This is a genomic window from Novosphingobium rhizovicinum (assembly GCF_040813635.1).
Taxonomy (GTDB): Bacteria; Pseudomonadota; Alphaproteobacteria; order Sphingomonadales; family Sphingomonadaceae; genus Novosphingobium; species Novosphingobium rhizovicinum.
The window spans coordinates 105,498-124,478 of record NZ_JBFNXR010000012.1; the positions used below are offsets into that span (position 1 = coordinate 105,498).

At 62.0% G+C, this 18,981-nt stretch carries 19 protein-coding genes; 14 read left to right on the top strand and 5 right to left on the bottom strand.

The window, feature by feature from the left end; all coding sequences use genetic code 11:
• Positions 1–17: 17 nt before the first annotated feature.
• Positions 18–1,061 (top strand): 3-isopropylmalate dehydrogenase, encoded by a 1,044-nt coding sequence (gene leuB / locus ABUH87_RS00765; protein WP_367768037.1) that lies wholly within the window; start codon positions 18–20, stop codon positions 1,059–1,061.
• 59 nt (positions 1,062–1,120) lie between these two features.
• A complete protein-coding gene (locus tag ABUH87_RS00770) occupies positions 1,121–2,296 on the top strand; it encodes a glycosyltransferase (protein ID WP_367767937.1) in 1,176 nt (391 codons plus the stop codon).
• Positions 2,297–2,503: 207 nt separating this feature from the next.
• On the opposite strand, the gene ABUH87_RS00775 is transcribed toward ABUH87_RS00770, so the two are convergent.
• Entirely contained in the window at positions 2,504–3,781 is a 1,278-nt protein-coding gene (locus ABUH87_RS00775; protein ID WP_367767939.1) for a phospholipid carrier-dependent glycosyltransferase, read from the bottom strand.
• Positions 3,782–3,877: 96 nt separating this feature from the next.
• On the opposite strand from ABUH87_RS00775, the gene ABUH87_RS00780 reads away from it, so the two are divergent.
• Together ABUH87_RS00780 and apaG are read left to right on the top strand one after the other, a co-directional pair.
• On the top strand, positions 3,878–5,089 hold the full coding sequence (locus ABUH87_RS00780) for a trans-sulfuration enzyme family protein (protein ID WP_367767941.1): 1,212 nt from the start codon (positions 3,878–3,880) through the stop codon (positions 5,087–5,089).
• 133 nt (positions 5,090–5,222) lie between these two features.
• Positions 5,223–5,621, top strand: a complete 399-nt coding sequence (apaG, locus tag ABUH87_RS00785; RefSeq protein WP_367767943.1) for a Co2+/Mg2+ efflux protein ApaG — start codon at positions 5,223–5,225, stop codon at positions 5,619–5,621.
• A gap of 166 nt (positions 5,622–5,787) precedes the next feature.
• On the opposite strand, the gene rplI is transcribed toward apaG, so the two are convergent.
• From rplI to rpsF, 3 genes are read right to left on the bottom strand one after another with little or no spacing between them, the layout of a single operon-like run.
• A complete protein-coding gene (gene rplI, locus ABUH87_RS00790; protein WP_367767945.1) occupies positions 5,788–6,372 on the bottom strand; it encodes a 50S ribosomal protein L9 in 585 nt (194 codons plus the stop codon).
• Between the two features lie 13 nt (positions 6,373–6,385).
• Positions 6,386–6,610 carry a 30S ribosomal protein S18 gene (gene rpsR / locus ABUH87_RS00795; RefSeq protein ID WP_367767947.1) on the bottom strand — a complete coding sequence of 75 codons (225 nt, stop codon included), beginning with the start codon at positions 6,608–6,610 and terminating at the stop codon, positions 6,386–6,388.
• Positions 6,611–6,613: 3 nt separating this feature from the next.
• Positions 6,614–6,976, bottom strand: a complete 363-nt coding sequence (gene rpsF / locus ABUH87_RS00800) for a 30S ribosomal protein S6 (protein WP_367767949.1) — start codon at positions 6,974–6,976, stop codon at positions 6,614–6,616.
• Positions 6,977–7,245: 269 nt separating this feature from the next.
• Between rpsF and ABUH87_RS00805 the strand changes: the two genes are divergently transcribed.
• Positions 7,246–8,193 (top strand): DUF808 domain-containing protein, encoded by a 948-nt coding sequence (locus ABUH87_RS00805; protein WP_367767951.1) that lies wholly within the window; start codon positions 7,246–7,248, stop codon positions 8,191–8,193.
• 6 nt (positions 8,194–8,199) lie between these two features.
• Here ABUH87_RS00805 and ABUH87_RS00810 read toward each other — a convergent pair whose 3' ends face one another.
• The gene (locus ABUH87_RS00810) at positions 8,200–9,630 is read right to left on the bottom strand and encodes a UDP-N-acetylmuramate--L-alanine ligase (RefSeq protein ID WP_367767953.1); all 1,431 of its coding nucleotides are present in this window, start codon (positions 9,628–9,630) and stop codon (positions 8,200–8,202) included.
• Positions 9,631–9,685: 55 nt separating this feature from the next.
• Here ABUH87_RS00810 and ABUH87_RS00815 point away from each other — a divergent pair, with 55 nt between their 5' ends.
• The 9 genes from ABUH87_RS00815 to ABUH87_RS00855 all read left to right on the top strand — a co-directional run bounded on the left by ABUH87_RS00815 (position 9,686) and on the right by ABUH87_RS00855 (position 18,870).
• Positions 9,686–10,513 (top strand): LD-carboxypeptidase, encoded by an 828-nt coding sequence (locus ABUH87_RS00815; RefSeq protein WP_367767955.1) that lies wholly within the window; start codon positions 9,686–9,688, stop codon positions 10,511–10,513.
• Positions 10,514–10,597: 84 nt separating this feature from the next.
• A complete protein-coding gene (fabD, locus tag ABUH87_RS00820) occupies positions 10,598–11,533 on the top strand; it encodes an ACP S-malonyltransferase (RefSeq protein ID WP_367767957.1) in 936 nt (311 codons plus the stop codon).
• Positions 11,534–11,638: 105 nt separating this feature from the next.
• Positions 11,639–12,403, top strand: a complete 765-nt coding sequence (fabG, locus tag ABUH87_RS00825) for a 3-oxoacyl-[acyl-carrier-protein] reductase (protein ID WP_367767959.1) — start codon at positions 11,639–11,641, stop codon at positions 12,401–12,403.
• Between the two features lie 162 nt (positions 12,404–12,565).
• Positions 12,566–13,684, top strand: coding sequence for a DNA polymerase III subunit beta (dnaN, locus tag ABUH87_RS00830; RefSeq protein ID WP_367767961.1), 1,119 nt, complete (start codon positions 12,566–12,568; stop codon positions 13,682–13,684).
• Positions 13,685–13,981: 297 nt separating this feature from the next.
• A complete protein-coding gene (gene rpsM / locus ABUH87_RS00835) occupies positions 13,982–14,350 on the top strand; it encodes a 30S ribosomal protein S13 (RefSeq protein WP_367767963.1) in 369 nt (122 codons plus the stop codon).
• A 78-nt stretch (positions 14,351–14,428) separates the two neighbouring features.
• The gene (gene rpsK / locus ABUH87_RS00840; RefSeq protein ID WP_007011846.1) at positions 14,429–14,818 is read left to right on the top strand and encodes a 30S ribosomal protein S11; all 390 of its coding nucleotides are present in this window, start codon (positions 14,429–14,431) and stop codon (positions 14,816–14,818) included.
• Between the two features lie 120 nt (positions 14,819–14,938).
• Positions 14,939–16,003, top strand: coding sequence for a DNA-directed RNA polymerase subunit alpha (locus tag ABUH87_RS00845; RefSeq protein ID WP_367767968.1), 1,065 nt, complete (start codon positions 14,939–14,941; stop codon positions 16,001–16,003).
• Positions 16,004–16,145: 142 nt separating this feature from the next.
• A complete protein-coding gene (gene rplQ / locus ABUH87_RS00850) occupies positions 16,146–16,568 on the top strand; it encodes a 50S ribosomal protein L17 (RefSeq protein WP_367767970.1) in 423 nt (140 codons plus the stop codon).
• Positions 16,569–16,734: 166 nt separating this feature from the next.
• Positions 16,735–18,870 carry a prolyl oligopeptidase family serine peptidase gene (locus ABUH87_RS00855; protein ID WP_419956649.1) on the top strand — a complete coding sequence of 712 codons (2,136 nt, stop codon included), beginning with the start codon at positions 16,735–16,737 and terminating at the stop codon, positions 18,868–18,870.
• The last annotated feature ends 111 nt before the right edge of the window (positions 18,871–18,981 follow it).

The window sequence follows — 18,981 nt, forward strand, 5'->3', positions numbered from 1 at the left end:
AGATGAGCGCAAGTGCAATGCGGGTGGCGGTTTTTGCCGGAGACGGAATCGGCCAGGAGGTCACTGCTGAGGCGGTCCGCGTGCTGGAGGCGCTCGATCTTCCTGGCCTGGAACTGGTCTATGGTGACGTCGGCGGTGTTGCCTACCGCAAGCACGGACATCCCCTTCCACCCGAGACACTCGACATCGCTCGTTCGTGCGGCGCTATTCTCTTTGGCGCGGTCGGTGACTTCTCTTGCGACCATCTGGAGCGTCACTTGCGTCCGGAGCAGGCAATCCTCGGGCTGCGCAAGGAACTGGGCCTGTTCGCGAATCTGCGTCCCGCAACTGTGTTCAAGGGCTTGGAAGATCTCACGACGCTGCGCCCTGAAGTCGCAGAGAAGATCGACCTGCTTATCGTCCGTGAGTTGAACGGAGACGTCTACTTCGGCGAGAAGGGCCTTCGTACGACCCAGGACGGGCGGCGTGAGGGGTGGGACATGATGTCCTACGCAGAGGACGAGGTCCGGCGCATCGCTCACACCGGTTTCAAGGCGGCAATGGGACGCCGCAGGAAGCTCTGCTCGGTGGACAAGGCCAACGTACTGGAGACTTCGCAGCTTTGGCGAGATGTCATGATCGAAGTCGCCAAGGAGTATCCCCAGGTCGAACTCAGCCATATGTACGTCGATAACGCGGCGATGCAGTTGGTGAAGAATCCCGGCCAGTTCGACGTCATTGTGACCGGCAATTTGTTCGGCGACATCCTTTCGGATCAGGCGAGCATGTGTGTGGGCTCGATCGGGCTGCTTGCATCCGCCAGCCTGGCCGAAAGCACTTTCGGCCTTTATGAGCCGATCCACGGCTCCGCGCCGGATATTGCTGGCAAAGGTCTCGCCAATCCGATGGCCACCATCCTCTCCGCCGCAATGTTGCTGCGCCACAGCTTCGGCCTAGAAACTGAGGCAGCGCGCATCGAGAGCGCGGTTGCGAAGGCGCTGGGGGATGGTATCCGCGGCGGCGATCTGGGTGGGCAGGCGGGGACCCGCGAGATCGGGGATGCGGTGCTCGCCCGATTGTAATCCGGCAAAGTTGATAACGCTAAACCATCCTTCAGGTTTGAGATATAGAGCGCGTGTCCATGAACATGCCCAGTCCCGCCCTTACTCTGGCTGTCTGTACGGCTGTGCAGCCACTGGAGCTGGCTATTGTTCTGCCGACGTTCAACGAACGCAATAACTTGGAGTCATTGGTCGAGCGGCTCGACGAGGCGCTGCGGGGCATCGCCTGGGAAGCGATCGTCGTCGATGACAACAGTCCCGATGGAACTGCCGATGCGGCGCGCGCCATTTCGCTGCGAGACCCACGTCTTCGCGTGATCCAGCGGATCGGGCGGCGGGGGCTGTCTTCCGCCGCGATAGAGGGGATGTGCGCTACCGCCGCGCCGATCGTTGCCGTGATGGACGCCGACCATCAGCACGATCCCAAGCTTTTGCCTGGGATGCTGCGAGCCATCACCTCGGGTGAATATGACCTCTCCTATGCCTCGCGCTTCTGCGAAGGGGCGAGTACCGAGGCTTGGAACCGTCCTGACCGCGTGAAAGCGTCCGGGCTGGCCAACAGCCTGGCACGCCGCGTCACCGGGCTGACGCTTACCGACCCGATGAGCGGCTTTTTCATGCTGCGCACGCAGACGCTTCGTGCCGATGCTCATCGCCTGTCGGGCGTCGGCTTCAAGATCCTTCTCGACATTCTTGCTACTGTGGAGACCCCGTTGCGCGTCAAGGAATTCCCGCTCGCGTTTGCCGCCCGTGCTGACGGGGAAAGCAAGCTCGACCGTACTGTCGTCTTCGAGTTTCTCGTCGGGCTTTACGACAAGTGGCTCGGTCGCGTGATCCCCACCCGGTTTGCCCTGTTCGGCACCATCGGCGCCATCGGCGTGTTGGTGCATATGGCGGTGCTGATGGTTTTTCTCGCCATCTTTGGAGGGCCGCCGATCCGAGGCCAGCTCGTTACAGCGTTTGAGGTGGGGCAGACGATCGCAGCAGTGTGCGCGATGACGTTCAACTTTTTCCTCAACAACGCGCTTACGTACGCCGACAAACGGCTCACGGGCTTTCTGCCGCTCGTGCGCGGCTGGGCCAAGTTCGCTGCAACGTGCTCCGTGGGACTGACCGCCAACGTTGGCGTGGCTGCCGTGCTCGTGCACTACGGGGTTCATGAGTACCCCGCTGCACTCACCGGCATCGTCATCGCTTCGGTCTGGAACTTCGCCCTCTCGTCCAAGTTCGTCTGGGGCAAGTACGGCACGGCCTGATCCCCTGCGCGAAGACGGCGTTCGTCGGACGCCGTTGACCGTTCGACGAACGGGCGCACCTTGCTGCGCCTGATTTCCCTAGGCCCCCCTTCGCCTTGTGAACGGGTTGCCTGAACTCCTGCGGGGAGGCAGGCAAATTGACCTAGCCCGAGATCCGGGTCAGTGCGCTGGCGGCCTTCATCAGACCCCTGACCCCCGATGAAGCCGTCAGCGCCAGCTGGCCAGCCAAGTCCACTGCAGAAAGCTCTGCTTTCCTCCGTGAAGCTGGCCTGCCGAGATAATCGGATAGAAGTAGACGAACATGGCCAGAGCAACGATGAGGGCAGCAGGTGTCAGCCAGCGCCAGTAGTCGTTGCGTCGCCATAGTGCGTCCAGGGCCAGCGCGAGGCAGCCCATCAGAAAGGCGCCGGGAAGAAGATAGTGGTAATAGAACTGGATCGGCTTTCCGTTCACGATCCAGATCCCAAGTGTCAGCACGTACAGAACGACAAGCGCGAGAGCATCATACCTGCGTCGCCAGAATGCTGCCCAGGCGCACCAGAGGAGCGCCGGCAGCCCCGCAAGCATCGTGAACGGGTTACCCACGAGGATAATCCCCCGCTGAGATCCGTCGGTGGCCTCGTACAGGTACCAGATCACGCGCCAGTTGCTCATCCATTGGTACCAGACGCTGCGATAAGGGTGCAGGCGCTTCACGCTGTCCTGCAATTCAATCATGTAGCGGTGGTGGGCGAGGGCGCCGAGCGGATCTATGGGCCTTTTGGTCCAAAAGAAGCCCGGCAAGTACGTCAGCCAGTATAGTGCAAGCGGAAGCACCCCTAGCCACCAGAACGCCTCGACCAGAGACACGCCCGGGATCGGCCCGGCCCCTTTGCTGCCGATGATCCTCCAGCCTCTCTCCCTTACGCGAAGCGCCAGGAAGAGGAGGCCAGGTAAAATCAGGATGGGCGCGACGCTCCACTTTGCGCCAAGAGAGAGGCCCATCGATATCCCGCAGAGTGCAAGCCGCAGTCTGGGTCGCCAATGAGGCTGATGGAGGACGGCGGCGAATTGCCACAGCGCCACCATGCCTAGCCCTGCAGAGATCATGTCGAGCATGGCGATGCGGCTCTGAACGAACCACAGGAAATTGACGGCCAGCAGGAACACCCCTGCGATGGTCGCGAAGCGCCGCCGGCTCACGTGCCAGAGCATGCGGCCGAAAGCATGCAGGCCCAGGACGCCGAACAGAAGGGAGGGGATCCGCCACGCCCAGGCGCGGTCGCCCAGAAGCGCGATCGAGGCGGCAATTACCTCCTTGGCAAACATCGGATGTTCGCGGTTCGCCGGGACGCCTTCGAGCATCTTGCGCGCCGCGATGACGTAGTGGACCTCATCGAAGTAGATCCTGCTCGGCACGTCCAGTCGATGCAGACACACGAGGAGGAAGGCAAAGCATAGCGCCAGGCACCAGGGCAGCGGATCGCGTTCGCTCGGAGCATGCATCGAGGCGGCGGCATAGGAGCCAAGTGCGCGGCCCGCAAGGCCGTTTGGCCTCTCCCCGCTTGTGCTTGGGGACGCTGGATCGTAGAGCGCCAGACCATGAAAAGGACGACCGGACAAGATCGCAGCAAGACGTCCAAGTGGCGTCCGGCCACGCAGGCGGTGCGCGGGGGCACCTGGCGCTCGGAGCAAGGGGAGACGAGCGAGGCGCTGTTCCTGACGTCTGGCTACTCCTACGATGATGCTGCCACGGTCGCTGCGCGGTTTGCGGGGGAGGAGCAGGGCATGACCTACTCGCGCCTGCAGAACCCGACCGTTCAGATGCTGGAAGACCGCATCGCTCTGCTGGAAGGGGCTGAGGCCTGCCGTGTGCAGGCTTCCGGGATGGCCGCCATGACGGCCGCCTTGCTGTGCCAGCTTTCGGCTGGAGATCACATGGTCACGGCGCGGGCGGCGTTCGGTTCCTGCCGCTGGTTGGGCGACCACCTCCTGCCGCGATTCGGCGTCGAGGTGACTGTCGTCGACGCGCGCGACAATGCTGCGTGGGAAGCGGCGATCAGGCCGAATACGAAGGTCTTCTTCTTCGAGACACCGGCCAATCCGACGATGGACATCGCCGACCTGGAGTACATTTGCGGCCTCGCGCGTGCTCACGGAATCACTTCGGTGATCGATAACGCGTTCTGCACACCCGTACTGCAGCGTCCGCTCGAGTTCGGAGCCGATGTGATTGCCTATTCGGCGACCAAACTGATGGACGGGCAGGGCCGGGTACTCGCCGGCGCGGTTTGCGGGAGCGAGGAGTTCATCAACGACAAGCTTCTGCCATTCCAGCGCAACACGGGGCCGAACCTTTCGCCGTTCAACGCGTGGGTCGTGCTGAAGGGGCTTGAGACTTTGGACCTGCGCGCCAAACGTCAAAGCGAAAATGCGCTGAAGGTGGGGCGCTTCGTTGAGAGCCGCGTCCCACGGATCCTTCATCCGTGGCTTCCGAGCCATCCTCAGCACGCCCTCGCGCGCAAGCAGATGGCCGACTGTGGACCAATTTTCAGCTTCGTTCTGGATGGGGGGCGTGAGCAGGCACATGCGCTGCTCGATGCTCTCGAACTCATCGACATATCGAACAACATCGGCGACTCGCGGTCGCTGATGTGTCACCCGGCTTCGACGACGCACCATAACATGGGGCCGGAGGGGCGCGAGGCTATGGGGATTTCCGAGGGAATGCTGCGGCTGAATGTCGGCCTGGAGGATCCTGACGACTTGATCGATGATCTGGACCAGGCGCTGACCAAGGCAGGCCTGTCGTAGCGGTTCTGTTGTGTCGTACACGGCGAAAGAACCGGACGTCGATCCCCGTTGCTGGCGCTGCGATGTGACCTCGGGTGATTAGAGATGAGCGGTGTTGTCCGCTCGCCGATTTGCCGTTACGCTCCCTCTTGAGATGAAGGAGCTTTTTCAGCACGCCGCCATCACTGATGGCATTACCGTTCGTGTCGCGGTCAACTTCCTGCCCGAGCAATCGCGCGTGGAGGCGGGCAAATGGTTCTGGGTCTATCACATCCGTATTGAGAACGGATCGGACCGCACAGTGCGGCTGGTGACACGACATTGGCGCATTACTGACGGGCACGGCGCCGTCAATCTTGTCGAAGGGGAAGGCGTGGTGGGCGAACAGCCGATCCTGCAGCCGGGCCAGAGCCACGATTATGTCTCTGGCTGTCCCCTTTCGACGCCGCAGGGCAGCATGGAAGGCTACTACACCTTTGAGTGCCACGATGGTGCCCAGGTGCGCGCTGCGATCCCGTTCTTCCCCCTCGCAGCTCCCGCAACCGCCGGCTGATCGGTCTTTCCGACCGGCAAGCAAACGTACGAACAAGACAGCGCACTCACCTGACGTTGTTTTGAAACTGTTGATCGCTGAGGTGAACTCAGGGGCTTCAAAACAGAAAGCCCCCGTCTCCCGAAAGAGACGAGGGCTTATCGGTGAGCTTAGGAGAGGAGCCTGATCAGGCTTGCTCTTCAGTCTCTTCTGCCGCGATTTCACCCGGCTCAAGGCTCGGATCGCGCTTCTCGGTGAAACCGGAGACGTCCTGTTCGAACATCGCGGCCATCACGTCCACGCCCTGCGACTGCAGTTCGGCTTCGTCGGGCGAACGCGCGACGTTGACCTTGACGTTAACCGAGACCTCGGGGTGCAGCGAAACGCGAACGTCGAAGATGCCGAGCGTCTTGATCGGGCGTTCGAGCACGATCATCTGCTTGGTGACGTTTGCGCCGTCTTCGTTCAGGGCGTCGACGATGTCGCGCACCGAAACCGAGCCGTAGAGCTGGCCCGAGTTCGACGAAGCGCGGATCAGGACGACCTGCTTGCCCTCGACGTCGCTCGAGTGCTTCTCAGCGTCCGAACGGCGCTCGGCGTTTTCTGCCTCGATCTTCGCACGGTTGGCTTCGAAGACCTGCTTGTTGCGCTCGTTAGCGCGCAGGGCCTTCTTGTTGGGGAGCAGGTAGTTCCGAGCGTAACCGTCCTTGACAGTGACGACGTCGCCGATGGCGCCGAGCTTTTCGACGCGCTCCAGGAGGATGATGTCCATGGGGCTTTCCTCCTTACTTGACGATGTAGGGGAGCAGGCCGATGTGCCGGGCGCGCTTGATCGCCTGGCTCAGCTCACGCTGCTTCTTGGCCGAAACGGCCGTGATACGGGAAGGTACGATCTTGCCGCGCTCGGACATGAAGCCCTGCAGCAGACGCACGTCCTTGTAATCGATGGTGGGCGCATTCTTACCCGAGAAGGGGCAGGACTTGCGGCGACGGAAAAAGGCGCGTGCCATGTGTCAGGCTCCTTCACGTTCGCGACGGCGAGTGCGCTCGCGGTCGGACTTGCGCATCATCACAGAGGGGCCGCCCTCGTGCTCGTCAACGCGGATGGTCATCCAGCGGATGACGTCTTCGTTGATCGAGGTCTGACGCTCGAGCTCAGCGACGGTATCGCCCGAAGCTTCGATGTTCAGCATCACGAAGTGCGCCTTGCGGTTGCGCTTGATCTTGTAGGCGAGATTCTTGAGGCCCCAGGTCTCGGTCTTGGTGACCTTGCCCTCGTTGTTCTCGACGATCTCGGTTGCGGTGGCGGCCAGCGCATCGACCTGCGCTTGGCTCAGATCCTGGCGGGCCAGGAACACGTGCTCGTAAAGCGGCACGGCAGCTTCCTTTACATCTGTAACCGATCGCTGGCTTGTCCGCACCATTGCGGGGCCCCTCCGGCTTTCTTCAGTTTCCACGGCACAACTGTGTCGGGGAAGCGCAGGCCCATAGCGATTTGCATGCAGAACGCAAGCAGCGACTGGTCGAGCGGCCTGGCGGTCGGTGGAACCATCGGCGAGCTGGGTGCTTTTCGCTTGGCCCTCGCCATGGCACGCGAAATCGGCCACTGAGAGCCACTTTTCAGAACAGGGAGTGCGTTACTGCCATGCCTTCAGGTCTCGTCGCGCTGCTGGACGATATCTCCGTTATTGCTCGCGCTGCCGCGGCCTCGGTCGACGATGTGGCTGCAGGCGTGGCCAAGGCGGGAAGCAAGGCCGCGGGTGTAGTCATCGACGATGCCGCCGTGACGCCTTCCTATGTGACCAACTTCACGCCCGAGCGGGAGCTGCCGGTGATCTGGCAGATCGCCAAAGGTTCACTGTTCAACAAGCTGGTCATTCTCCTGCCGGTTGCGCTGTTGCTCAGCGAGTTCTTGCCAGGCGCCATCACGCCGTTGCTGATGCTGGGCGGCCTGTTCCTCTGCTTCGAGGGCGCAGAGAAGGTCATGGAAAAGCTGGGTGGTACCAAGCACGGTGAGACACTGGACGAGGAGATCACCGACGTTGTCGCTTTCGAGAAGGCGCGGATTTCTGGCGCCGTGCGGACAGACCTGATTCTCTCTGCCGAGATCATGGCGATCTCGCTTGCTGAGGTGGCCGGTGAAGGACTGGTCGCGCGGGCCGCGATCCTTGCGGCGGTGGGTATTGTCATCACGGTGCTGGTCTATGGTGCGGTCGGTCTCATCGTGAAGATGGACGACATCGGGTTGCACTATGCGAAGCACCGTAGCGCTTCGGTGCAACGCACTGGGCGCATGCTGGTCCACGCAATGCCTTACCTGCTTCTGGTGCTGTCGTCGGTGGGAACCGTGGCGATGCTCTGGGTTGGGGGAGGGATCATCCTGCACGGCCTTGAGGAGCTTGGATTTGCCGGCCCCGCTCATATCACTCACGATGCGCAACACGCTGTCGCCCACGCTACGGGATCGCTGGGCGGTGTGCTGGGCTGGCTCACGTATGCAATTGCTTCAGCCGTGGTGGGGCTGGTGTTAGGCGCGATCGTCGCGTTTGGCGTTCACACGGTGACCTCTGCCCGCGGCAAGCCTGCGCACTGACAAGCTTCACGGAAGATTGGCGAGCAGATCCTTCGCGAAAATAGTCAGGGTGTCATCGCGTGCACCCATCACGATAATGCGGTCTCCCGCGCGTGCCAGCTCCGCGATACGCGCTGCGCAGTCTTCCCGTGAGGGCAGGTACTCCGCTTGCCCGCCAGCCTTATCGATCATTTCGACGATGCGCTGGCTACCCTGGGTGCGGTCGACAGTGCCGCCGAAGTAAACGGGGTCGCACAGGATGACGATGTCCTCGGCTCCCAGCTTGTGCGCGAAGACTTCGGCTAATTCCGCACCCATCTGGCGAAGTGGCCCATACCCGTGCGGCTGGAAGAAGGCGATGACCCGCCCCGGGTGAGCCTTGAGGGTGGAGAGAGTTGCGGAGACCTTGTCGGGGTTGTGGCCGAAATCGTCGATCACGGTGATGCCCGAAGCGCTGGAGCCCACTACGTCGAAGCGCCGCGCGAGACCGGCGAATGATTGTAGCGATGCGATGCTCTGCGACACAGGAACCCCCAGTGCGGCACAGCCGGAGATGGCTGCAAGCGCGTTGTAGAGGTTGTGCCGTCCAGGTTGCCGGAGTGTCAGTGCGTAGGTTTCGCCGATCCGGCGGTCCATAACGCGCGCTTTGATGGCGCCAGTCTCCTGCACGATCGAACCGTGCTCTATGCCGATCGAGGCGTCCGGGCTCTCGATGCCGAAAGCAAGGCATTCGCCAGCGCGCCCAACCAGTGCGGCGGTTTCCTTGTCGTCGAGGTTGACCACGGCCACCTTGGCGCAACCCAGGAAATCGCCGAACAGTTGGCGCAGCTCTTCCAGGCTCTTGTGATCGAGGCTGACGTTGCCGAGGACCGCCACTTCGGGGCGGTAGAGCGCGATCGATCCGTCGCTCTCGTCCACCTCAGAGACAAACAGGTCACCACCGCCGACCCGCGCGCTGGCGAAAGGCGCTTCCGGAGCGGCGAAGTTCTTCATGACGGCGCCGTTCATGATGGTGGGGTCCCGTCCTGCGTCCGTCAGAATCCAGCCGATCATCCCGGTGACGGTGGACTTGCCGCTAGTACCTGCCACTGCAACTCCGTGGGGTGCTGCGTTGAAGAGCATGGCCAGCAATTGAGCCCGGCTCATCCTCTCACACCCTAGTTCCGCGGCGCGAACGACTTCTGGCACCGTGTTTTCCACGGCCGCGGAGGCGACGAGGACCTGTTCGGAGGAGGTCAGTCCGGTGCCGTCCTGCGGGTACAGCGTGATGCCCTCGCTCTCAAGCCAGGCGAACTTGGCCGGGCTGCGGCCCTGATCGCGGCTGCGATCCGATCCGGAAACACTGGCCCCCAGTCCCCTCAGGATCATCGCGAGCGGCAGCATGCCCGAACCGCCGATCCCGCAGAAGAACCAGGGGTGTGCTGAAAGCGGCTCGGTTGTAGCGGTGCTTGAAGTCATGGCGCCCAGCGGTATGCGTGCTTGCCCTGCAAGACAACCTCGATAGGACAGGCCCATGATCCGCATTGCCGTCTGCGCGCCGTCGACTCCTATCGCCGAAGAGGATGCGCGCCGGGTTCTGACTCTTGCTGCGGCTGAGTTTCCCGAGATCGAACTGTCGGTGCACCCCCAGTGCTTTGCAATCGACGGCCATTTCGCCGGCAACGATGAACAGCGCCTCGATGCGTTGGTGGAGTGCGCGAACGATCCGTCTTTCGATGCCGTGTGGTTCGCGCGGGGCGGCTATGGAGCCTGCCGTATCGCGGAGGATGCGCTGCGCCGCTTCGGCCCCGCAGCCGAGAGCAAGGCCTGGCTTGGCTACTCCGACGCGGGGTATCTGCTGGGCGCCCTTTATCGCGAGCGCATCGGCCGTCCTGTCCATGCCCCCATGCTGGGGTGCATACGGCGTGATGGCGGAGCGGACGCAGTGCGCCGCGTGCTGCGCTTCGTTTCGGGAGAGGACACGGGATTGGACTCCGCGCTGGATCAACGTCCTGCCGTCGCGTTCAACCTGACGACACTGGCGATGCTGTGCGGAACGCGACTCATGCCGGGCCTAGCCAGCCATGTGGTCATGGTGGAGGAGGTGTCGGAGCATTTGTACGCTCTCGATCGGCTGTTCTTTCACGCTACGGCGCATCTTGGCGGGATCGCAGGCCTGAGGCTCGGACGAGTCAGTGACATCCCGGAGAACGACCGCCCGTTTGGCGCTGGAGCGGAGGAGATCGCCCGCTACTGGTGCAAGCGTCACGCGATCCCGTTCCTTGGCCCGGCGGACATAGGCCACGATGCCGCCAACAAAATCGTGCCGTTCGGGGTTGCGGAGCGTGCGCAAGGACAATAGTCCGCCGCGCCACGTCACCGAATCGTCATAGGAGCCGCCCCGAAGGGCGCTGCGGCCTTCGCGCCGTACAACGGAGTGGTCGCAATGCGTGCATTTGTATTTCCGGGACAGGGCAGTCAGAAGATCGGCATGGGCGCCGAACTGGCGGCTGCAAGCCCCGTCGCCCGCGAAGTCTTCGAGGAAGTCGACGATGTGCTCGGCCAGAGCCTGTCGAAGATCATGCGTGAAGGCCCGGAGGATGAGCTTATGCTCACGGAGAACGCGCAGCCTGCAATCATGGCCAATGCCATCGCTGTCCTGCGTGTTCTCGAGAAGGAAGGCGGTCTGACCGTTGCCGACAAGTGCGACTTCGTGGCTGGGCATTCGCTCGGCGAGTATACGGCGTTGTGTGCGGTGGGTGCTTTCAGTCTGGCAGACACGGCGCGACTGCTGAAGCTGCGCGGCCGTTCGATGCAGGCCGCAGTGCCGGTGGGGCAGGGCGCCATGGCTGCCCTTCTGGGGGCGGACATCGCGAAGGCGACTGCGCTCGCGGAAGCGGCTGCGCAGGGCGAAGTCTGCTCCGTGGCAAACGACAACGATCCTACGCAAGTCGTGCTCTCAGGCCACCGTGCTGCGATTGAGCGGGCGATCGCTTTGGTGAAGGAGCATGGCATCAAGCGTGGTGTGGCGCTGCCTGTCTCTGCGCCCTTCCATTGCGCCTTGATGCAGCCTGCAGCCGAAGCCATGGCTGAAGCGCTCGCGGAATGCGTGCCAGGGGCACTGCGTCTCCCGCTTTTTGCCAACGTCACCGCTGCCATGGTTGCCGATCCGGAGGAAGTAAGGCGGCTTCTGGTCGAGCAGGTGACCGGTCGCGTGCGTTGGCGCGAGAGCGCGATCGCGATGCGCGAGGCTGGCGTGGAGCACTTCGTCGAGTTCGGCGGCAAGGTTGTCGGACCGATGATCAAGCGCAGCGCCGGAGAGGTGGAAGTCACATCCGTAGCTTCCATGGACGAGATCGAAGCTCTGGCGAAGGCCCTCTGACCGGGGTTCAGCGCTTGACGGGAGGGCGCTCGGAGCCCGAAGAGCGTACTTTGCGAATTACACGGCAGCTGCGTCCGGCTGAATGACCATGGGAGATTTCCACTGATGTTCGACCTCCACGGAATGACTGCGCTCGTGACCGGAGCGTCGGGCGGTATCGGCTCTACAGTGGCGCGTGGTCTTGCCGCGCAAGGTGCGCGGCTGGCAGTCTCCGGCTCCAATCAAGCCAAGCTGCGTGCCTTCCGTGACGAACTGGACGAGCACACGCCGCAACATCTGCAGGAGGTCGATCACGTTGCGATCGCCTGTGACCTCTCCAACGCAGAGCAGGTGGAGAAGCTCGTTCCCGCCGCGCTGGATTCGCTCGGCAAGATCGACATTCTCATCAACAATGCCGGCATCACGCGTGACAACCTCGCGATGCGGATGAAGGACGACGAATGGGACGCGGTGATCCGGGTTAATCTGGAGTCCGCGTTTCGCCTGATGCGTGCCGTGACCAAGCCGATGATGAAGGCGCGGTTCGGTCGTATCATCACCATTACCTCAATTGTGGGGACGACCGGCAATCCGGGGCAGATGAACTACTGCGCCAGCAAGGGCGGGCTGACGGCCATGTCGAAGAGTCTCGCACAGGAACTGGCGACCCGGAACGTCACCGTGAACTGCGTCGCGCCGGGCTTCATCCGCACAGCCATGACGGATGTCTTGCCTGATGCGCAGAAGGATGCACTCAACGCCAAGATTCCGATGGGCAGGATGGGCGAGGGCGCCGATATCGCTTCGGCTTGCGTGTTCCTGGCCAGCAAGGAAGCCGGGTATGTTACGGGCCAGACCATCCATGTGAACGGCGGCATGGCCATGATCTGATCGCGTCAGTCGGGGTGCGGAGGCTGTTGTGCGGGCGTTATCCCCAGATACCCGCCTCCTCGCCCAGTTCCGGCTTGCCGCCTAGCATCCTCGCGCTAGAGAAGATGGTCCATATTTTAGGCATCGAATTCCCGGCCGTGCCTGGGGGGACATGAGGCGATCATGAAGGCCACAATCGAACGTTCCACATTGCTGCGTTGCCTGTCTCACGTGCAATCCGTGGTGGAGCGGAGAAATACGATCCCCATCCTTTCCAACGTCCTGATTGAGGCATCGTCCAGTGGGGCGGTCAAGATCATGGCGACGGATCTCGATCTGCAGGTGGTGGAAACCGTTGGTGCCGTGAGCGTGGAGTCGTCTGGGGCGATCACTGTCTCGGCGCATCTGCTCTTCGACATCGCGCGCAAGCTGCCCGACGGTAGTCAGGTCAGTCTGGATGCCGCAGATAATCGCATGGTCGTCAAGGCCGGTCGCAGCCGCTTCCAGTTGCCGACCCTGCCGCGTGATGACTTCCCGATGATCGCGGAAGGCGAGTTGCCCACCAGCTTCGAGATCCCCGGTGCGACGCTTGCGCAGATGATTGACAGCACGCGCTTCGCGATTTCCACGGAAGAGACGCGATACTACCTCAACGGTATTTTCCTCCATGTGGCGGAGGAGCAGCTTAAGGCGGCAGCGACCGACGGGCATCGCCTCGCTCGCTTCACATTGACTTGTCCCGACGGTGCGCAGGGCATGCCCGACGTGATCGTCCCGAGGAAGTGCGTTGCCGAATTGCGCAAGCTTCTCGAGGAGTCGCTGGACACGAATGTGCTGGTTGAGCTCTCTGCGAGCAAGATTCGCTTTACGTTGGGCGGAGAGCATGGGGTTGTGCTGACCAGCAAGCTGATCGACGGCACGTTCCCGGACTATACGCGCGTCATCCCGACCGGGAACGACAAGCTGCTCAAGGTCGATCCGCGCACCTTCTTCGAGGGCGTGGACCGCGTCGCGACGATCGCCACCGAAAAGACTCGTGCCGTAAAGATGGCGCTCGACAATGATCGTGTGACGCTCTCCGTGACATCGCCCGACAATGGGACCGCTGCCGAGGAAGTTCCGGCGCAGTACCGGGCCGAAGGGTTCGAAATCGGCTTCAACGCCAACTACCTCAAGGACATCCTTGGGCAGATCGAAGGCGATTCGGTCGAGATGCACCTGGCGGACGCCGGGGCTCCGACGCTCATCCGGCAGGACGACAAAAGCCCGGCGCTTTACGTCCTGATGCCCATGCGCGTCTGAGTTCACGTCTGACATGCACAGCTATGAGGGGCACCTTTGACGCAGCGCCAGCCTTCAGGTAATATCCTGAGTGTAGCGCCAGGATCTTGCGCGCTCCCGGTGGCTTGCCGTTGACACGCTTTGCGAATCGTCCTAAGCGCGCCCTTCGCTCGACAGAATACGGCCGCGTCCGGAAGGCGAATGGCGTCATAGCCCCGCCTACCGGACTTTTGCCATTTCGGTGCTGTCGCCTGTCACAAGAGCGTCAGGGCGTTGAGATAGGGGGGCTATGGCTCCCCTGTGGAGCAGGAGATTAAAGTGGCTCGTATTGCCGGGGTAAACATCCCCACCAACAAGCGTGTGATCATCGCGCTGACCTACATTCACGGTATTGGTCGCACCAAGGCCGTTGAGATTGCTGACAAGCTGGGCATTGACCACAGCCGTCGCATCCAGGACCTCTCGGATGCCGAAGTGCTTCAGATCCGTGAAACGATCGACGCTGAGCATACTGTCGAGGGTGACCTTCGTCGCGAGACCGCGATGAATATCAAGCGTCTGATGGATCTCGCTTGCTACCGCGGCCTGCGCCACCGCAAGGGTCTGCCGGTTCGTGGCCAGCGCACGCACACCAACGCGCGCACCCGCAAGGGCAAGGCTAAGCCGATCGCCGGCAAGAAGAAGTAAGCTGGTCGGCCACGGGCTCGAGACGAGCCTTGCTGGCCGCAGCTTTCCCTCAGCGACTTTTCGACAGGATAGACGATCATGGCACGCGAACCACAGCGTATTAAGCGCCGCGAGCGTAAGAACATCACGAGCGGCATTGCTCACGTCAATGCCAGCTTCAACAACACCATGGTGACCATCACCGACGCCCAGGGCAACGCGATCTCGTGGTCCTCGGCGGGCATGATGGGTTTCAAGGGTAGCCGCAAGTCTACGCCTTACGCCGCCCAGGTTGCCGCCGATGATGCTGGCAAGAAGGCTGCGGAGCACGGCGTGCGGACGCTTGAGGTCGAGGTCAAGGGGCCTGGCTCGGGCCGCGAGAGCGCTCTGCGTGCTCTGCAGGCCGTTGGCTTCACCATCACCTCGATCCGCGACGTAACTCCGATCCCGCACAATGGTGTGCGTCCGTCGAAGCGTCGCCGCGTCTGATCGAGTCTCTGCGGATGGTGTTCCGGGTTCCTAGGCCGGTTACCCTCCGCCATGCATCGGCCGCGGCCCCTTGCAAGGGTTCGCGGCCGTCGCCGCACTGAATAACCCCAGGGGAAGTCCATGAGCGTCAACATCAAGAACTGGCAGGAACTCAAGAAGCCGAACAGCCTTGAGGTCAAGCCAGGCGCCGACCCCAAGCTTCGCGCCACCTTTGTCGCAGAACCCCTCGAGCGCGGCTTTGGTCTGACGCTGGGTAACGCTCTGCGTCGCGTGCTGCTTTCTTCGCTGCAGGGCGCCGCCATCACGTCGATCAAGATCGAAAACGTGCTGCATGAGTTCTCGAGCCTTGCGGGCGTCCGTGAGGACGTCACCGACATCGTTCTCAACGTCAAGCAGATCGCGCTCAAGATGCAGGGCGAAGGCCCGAAGCGTCTCCAGCTTTCCGCGACCGGCCCGGCCGAGGTCAAGGCGGGCGACATCGCCGTTTCCGGTGATATCGAGGTCATGAACAAGGACCTGGTGATCTGCCATCTCGATGACGGCGCGACGTTCAATATGGAACTGACTGCCGACACCGGGAAGGGCTACGTGCCGGCCGTGTCCAACCGTCCAGTAGACGCGCCGATCGGCTTGATCCCGGTCGACTCGCTCTATTCGCCGGTGCGTCAGGTCAGCTACAAGGTCGACAACGCCCGTATCGGTCAGGAGCTCGACTACGACAAGCTGAGCCTCACCGTCGAAACTGACGGAACTGTCAGCCCAGAGGATGCAGTGGCCTATGCTGCGCGCATCCTGCAGGATCAGCTGGCGCTGTTCGTCCACTTCGAGGACGTTGCTCCTGTCGGTCAGTCGCCGATGATCGGCATGGCCGCTGGTAGCGCCGCGCCGGAAGAGAGCGACACCAATCAGCTCAACCGCTATCTGCTCAAGAAGGTGGACGAACTGGAACTGTCGGTCCGTTCGGCCAACTGCCTCAAGAACGACAACATCATCTATATCGGCGATCTGGTCCAGAAGACCGAGGCCGAGATGCTGCGCACGCCGAACTTCGGCCGCAAGTCGCTTAACGAGATCAAGGAAGTACTCTCTTCGATGGGTCTGCGCCTCGGCATGGACATTCCCGGCTGGCCGCCGGAGAACATCGAGGAAATGGCCAAGAAGCTCGAGCAGGAGCTGCTCGGCTAAGCAGAGCTATCTACCGTCGCGAGGGAGATCTCGTGACGGTGGACGATGAAGGCCTGCCGAGTGAAAGGGTGTTGGTGGCGACCCAGACTGCCACCGGGACCGGGCTACCTCATACGGGCCCCTTACGAACGGAGACAATAAAATGCGTCATAAACTTGGCGGTCGCAAGCTGCAGCGCACCTCCAGCCATCGCATAGCTATGCTGCGCAACATGGCTGCCGCTCTGATCAAGCACGAGCAGATCCAGACCACTCTGCCGAAGGCTAAGGAACTGCGTCCGTATATCGAGAAGCTGATCACGCTGGCCAAGCGGGGTGGCCTTTCCAACCGTCGTCTGGCGCACGCCCGTCTCATGGATGAAGCGCAGGAGCGGAAGCTGTTTGAAGCTCTGGCCGAGCGTTATGCAGGCCGTAACGGCGGCTACAGCCGTATCATCAAGGCAGGTTACCGCGGTTCTGACGCGGCGCCGATGGCGATCATCGAACTCGTAGACCGCGACGTCGACGCCAAGGGGCAGGACTCAGGTCCGGTCGCCAGCGAGGTTGAGGAATACGCGGAAGCGTAAGTCTCGCGAGGCTGCTCGGTTCAGAGCTGTCCTTCAGTGTTCATTGGTCAAAGCGGCTCCGGGTGCTAGCCTCGGGGCCGTTTTGCGTTTTGGAGGACTCTTCTTGTCCCGTCTGGCCGGGTTCGTGCGCCCCTACTTTGCCGCTGCGGCAGCCTTGTCCGTGCTGATGATCTCCCCCATCTGGGCTGAGACTATGAAATCTCCTGATTATCCCGAGACCCGCCGTGAGAGCCTTGTGGAAGAGCAGTTCGGCAAGTCCGTTGCCGATCCTTACCGCTGGCTCGAGAATGACGTGCGGAACGATCCGCAGGTGGCTGACTGGGTTTCGCGGCAGAACACTGTCACTCGAGCGCACCTGGACACACTCCCGCAGCGCGACTGGTTTGCACAGCGGATCAGGGCACTGATCGATTACGAGCGGTTCGGAGTCCCAGTGAAGGCGGGCGGTCGCTACTTCTACGCCCGCAATGCTGGGCTTCAGAACCAGGCGCAGCTGTTTGTTCGCCACGGTCTCCAAGGGGCGTCCCGTTTGTTGCTCGACCCGAACGGATGGGCTGCGGACGGCGCAACCGCGCTCGACGCATGGAAGCCTTCCGCAAGTGGCAAGCGCCTGCTGTTCAGCGTTCAGGACGGCGGTAGCGACTGGCGTATGCTGAGAGTGCTTGATGTGGATTCGGGCGAGCGTCTCTCCGACGAGATCAAGTGGGCCAAATTCACCGATCTCGCGTGGATTGGGGAAGACGGTTTTTTGTATTCCCGCTTTCCTGAACCGGAGCAGGGAACGGCCTTCCAGGGACGCAACTATGATCATGCGGTTTATTACCACCGCTTAGGCACGGAACAGGAGGCGGACGAACTCGTCTTCGCAACGCCAGAGCAGCGTGAGATGAACCATGCGGCTGAAGTGACGCCGGATGGGCGCTATGTCGTGATCCGCAGCAGTACGGGAACGGATGCGCGCTATCAGGTGCGGGTGATCGACCTTACCGAGCGGGAGCGAGATGGCTGGAAGCTGCGCACGCTGGTCTCCGATCTTGCTCATGACTGGCAACTCGTGGCCAACGTTGGAACGAAGCTGTGGTTCGTGACCAACAAAGGCGCACCGCGTTACCGTCTGATGACGATCGATTTGGCCGAAGGGGAGCCGGAATTCGCTGAGGTGGTTGGCGAACGCAAGGAACTTCTCGAGCGCGCGACGATCATCGGTGACTACCTCGTCCTCAACTATTTGAAAGATGCCTCGAGTCACGCGGAGGTCGTGAGTCTCGATGGCAAATCCGTGCACACGTTAGGGCTGAACGGCCTTGGGACTGCGTCGGGTTTCGAAGGCAAGCCAGGTGATCCGGAGACCTTCTACGCCTACTCAAGTTTTAATCAGCCGGCGGCCATCTACCGGATGGACATCGCAACAGGGCAGTCCGAGCCGTTCGCCGAGCCCGAACTGAAGTTCGATCCGGAAGCCTATCTGGTGGAGCAGCGCTTCTATCGATCAAAAGACGGCACCCGTGTTCCCTTGTTCATCGTGCGCAGCAAGGCGGCTGCTGAAGCGGGGCTGGCGCAGCCAACTCTGCTGTACGGTTATGGCGGTTTCGATATCGCGTTGACGCCGGGTTACTCGGCGGTGCGCATGGCCTGGCTTGAGGCGGGCGGCGCCTTCGCCATGGCAAACCTGCGCGGCGGGGGCGAGTATGGGAAGGACTGGCACGATGCCGGACGCCTTGCCAACAAGCAGAACGTGTTTGACGACTTCATCGCCGCTGGGGAGTACCTGATCGCGCAAGGCATAACACCAGAGGGAGGGCTTTCGATCCAGGGCGGCTCGAACGGAGGTCTTCTGGTCGGCGCCGTCGTGAACCAGCGTCCTGATCTGTTCGCTGCGGCGAATGCGCAGGTCGGTGTCATGGACATGCTGCGGTTCGATCGGTTTACGGCCGGGCGGTATTGGGTGGATGATTACGGCTATCCGGAGCGGGAAGCCGACTTTAGAGTTTTATTGGCGTATTCACCCTACCACAACATCCGATCTGGCGTGGACTATCCGGCTGTGCTCGTGACCACGGCCGATACGGACGATCGCGTCGTTCCGGGCCACAGTTTCAAGTATACGGCTGCCCTTCAGCATGCCGATGCAGGCGACAAGCCGCACCTGATCCGCGTGGAGACCCGTGCGGGTCATGGTTCCGGCAAGCCGACGGATAAGGTCATAGAGGAAGGCGCGGATATCCTTTCGTTCCTGGCTTATTGGTCCGGTTTGCAGGTGCCCTCCTTCAGTAGCGCGGAAGTTGCCGAGGCGAGGCGCTGACAGGCGCACTGAAGGGCCTCCACCGATTTACGTCGTTACGGATGCAACCGCGCTTGTGAGTTGACGCACGCCGACGCCAGGGTTGCCGCTCCCAGAGGCGACATCAGGTGC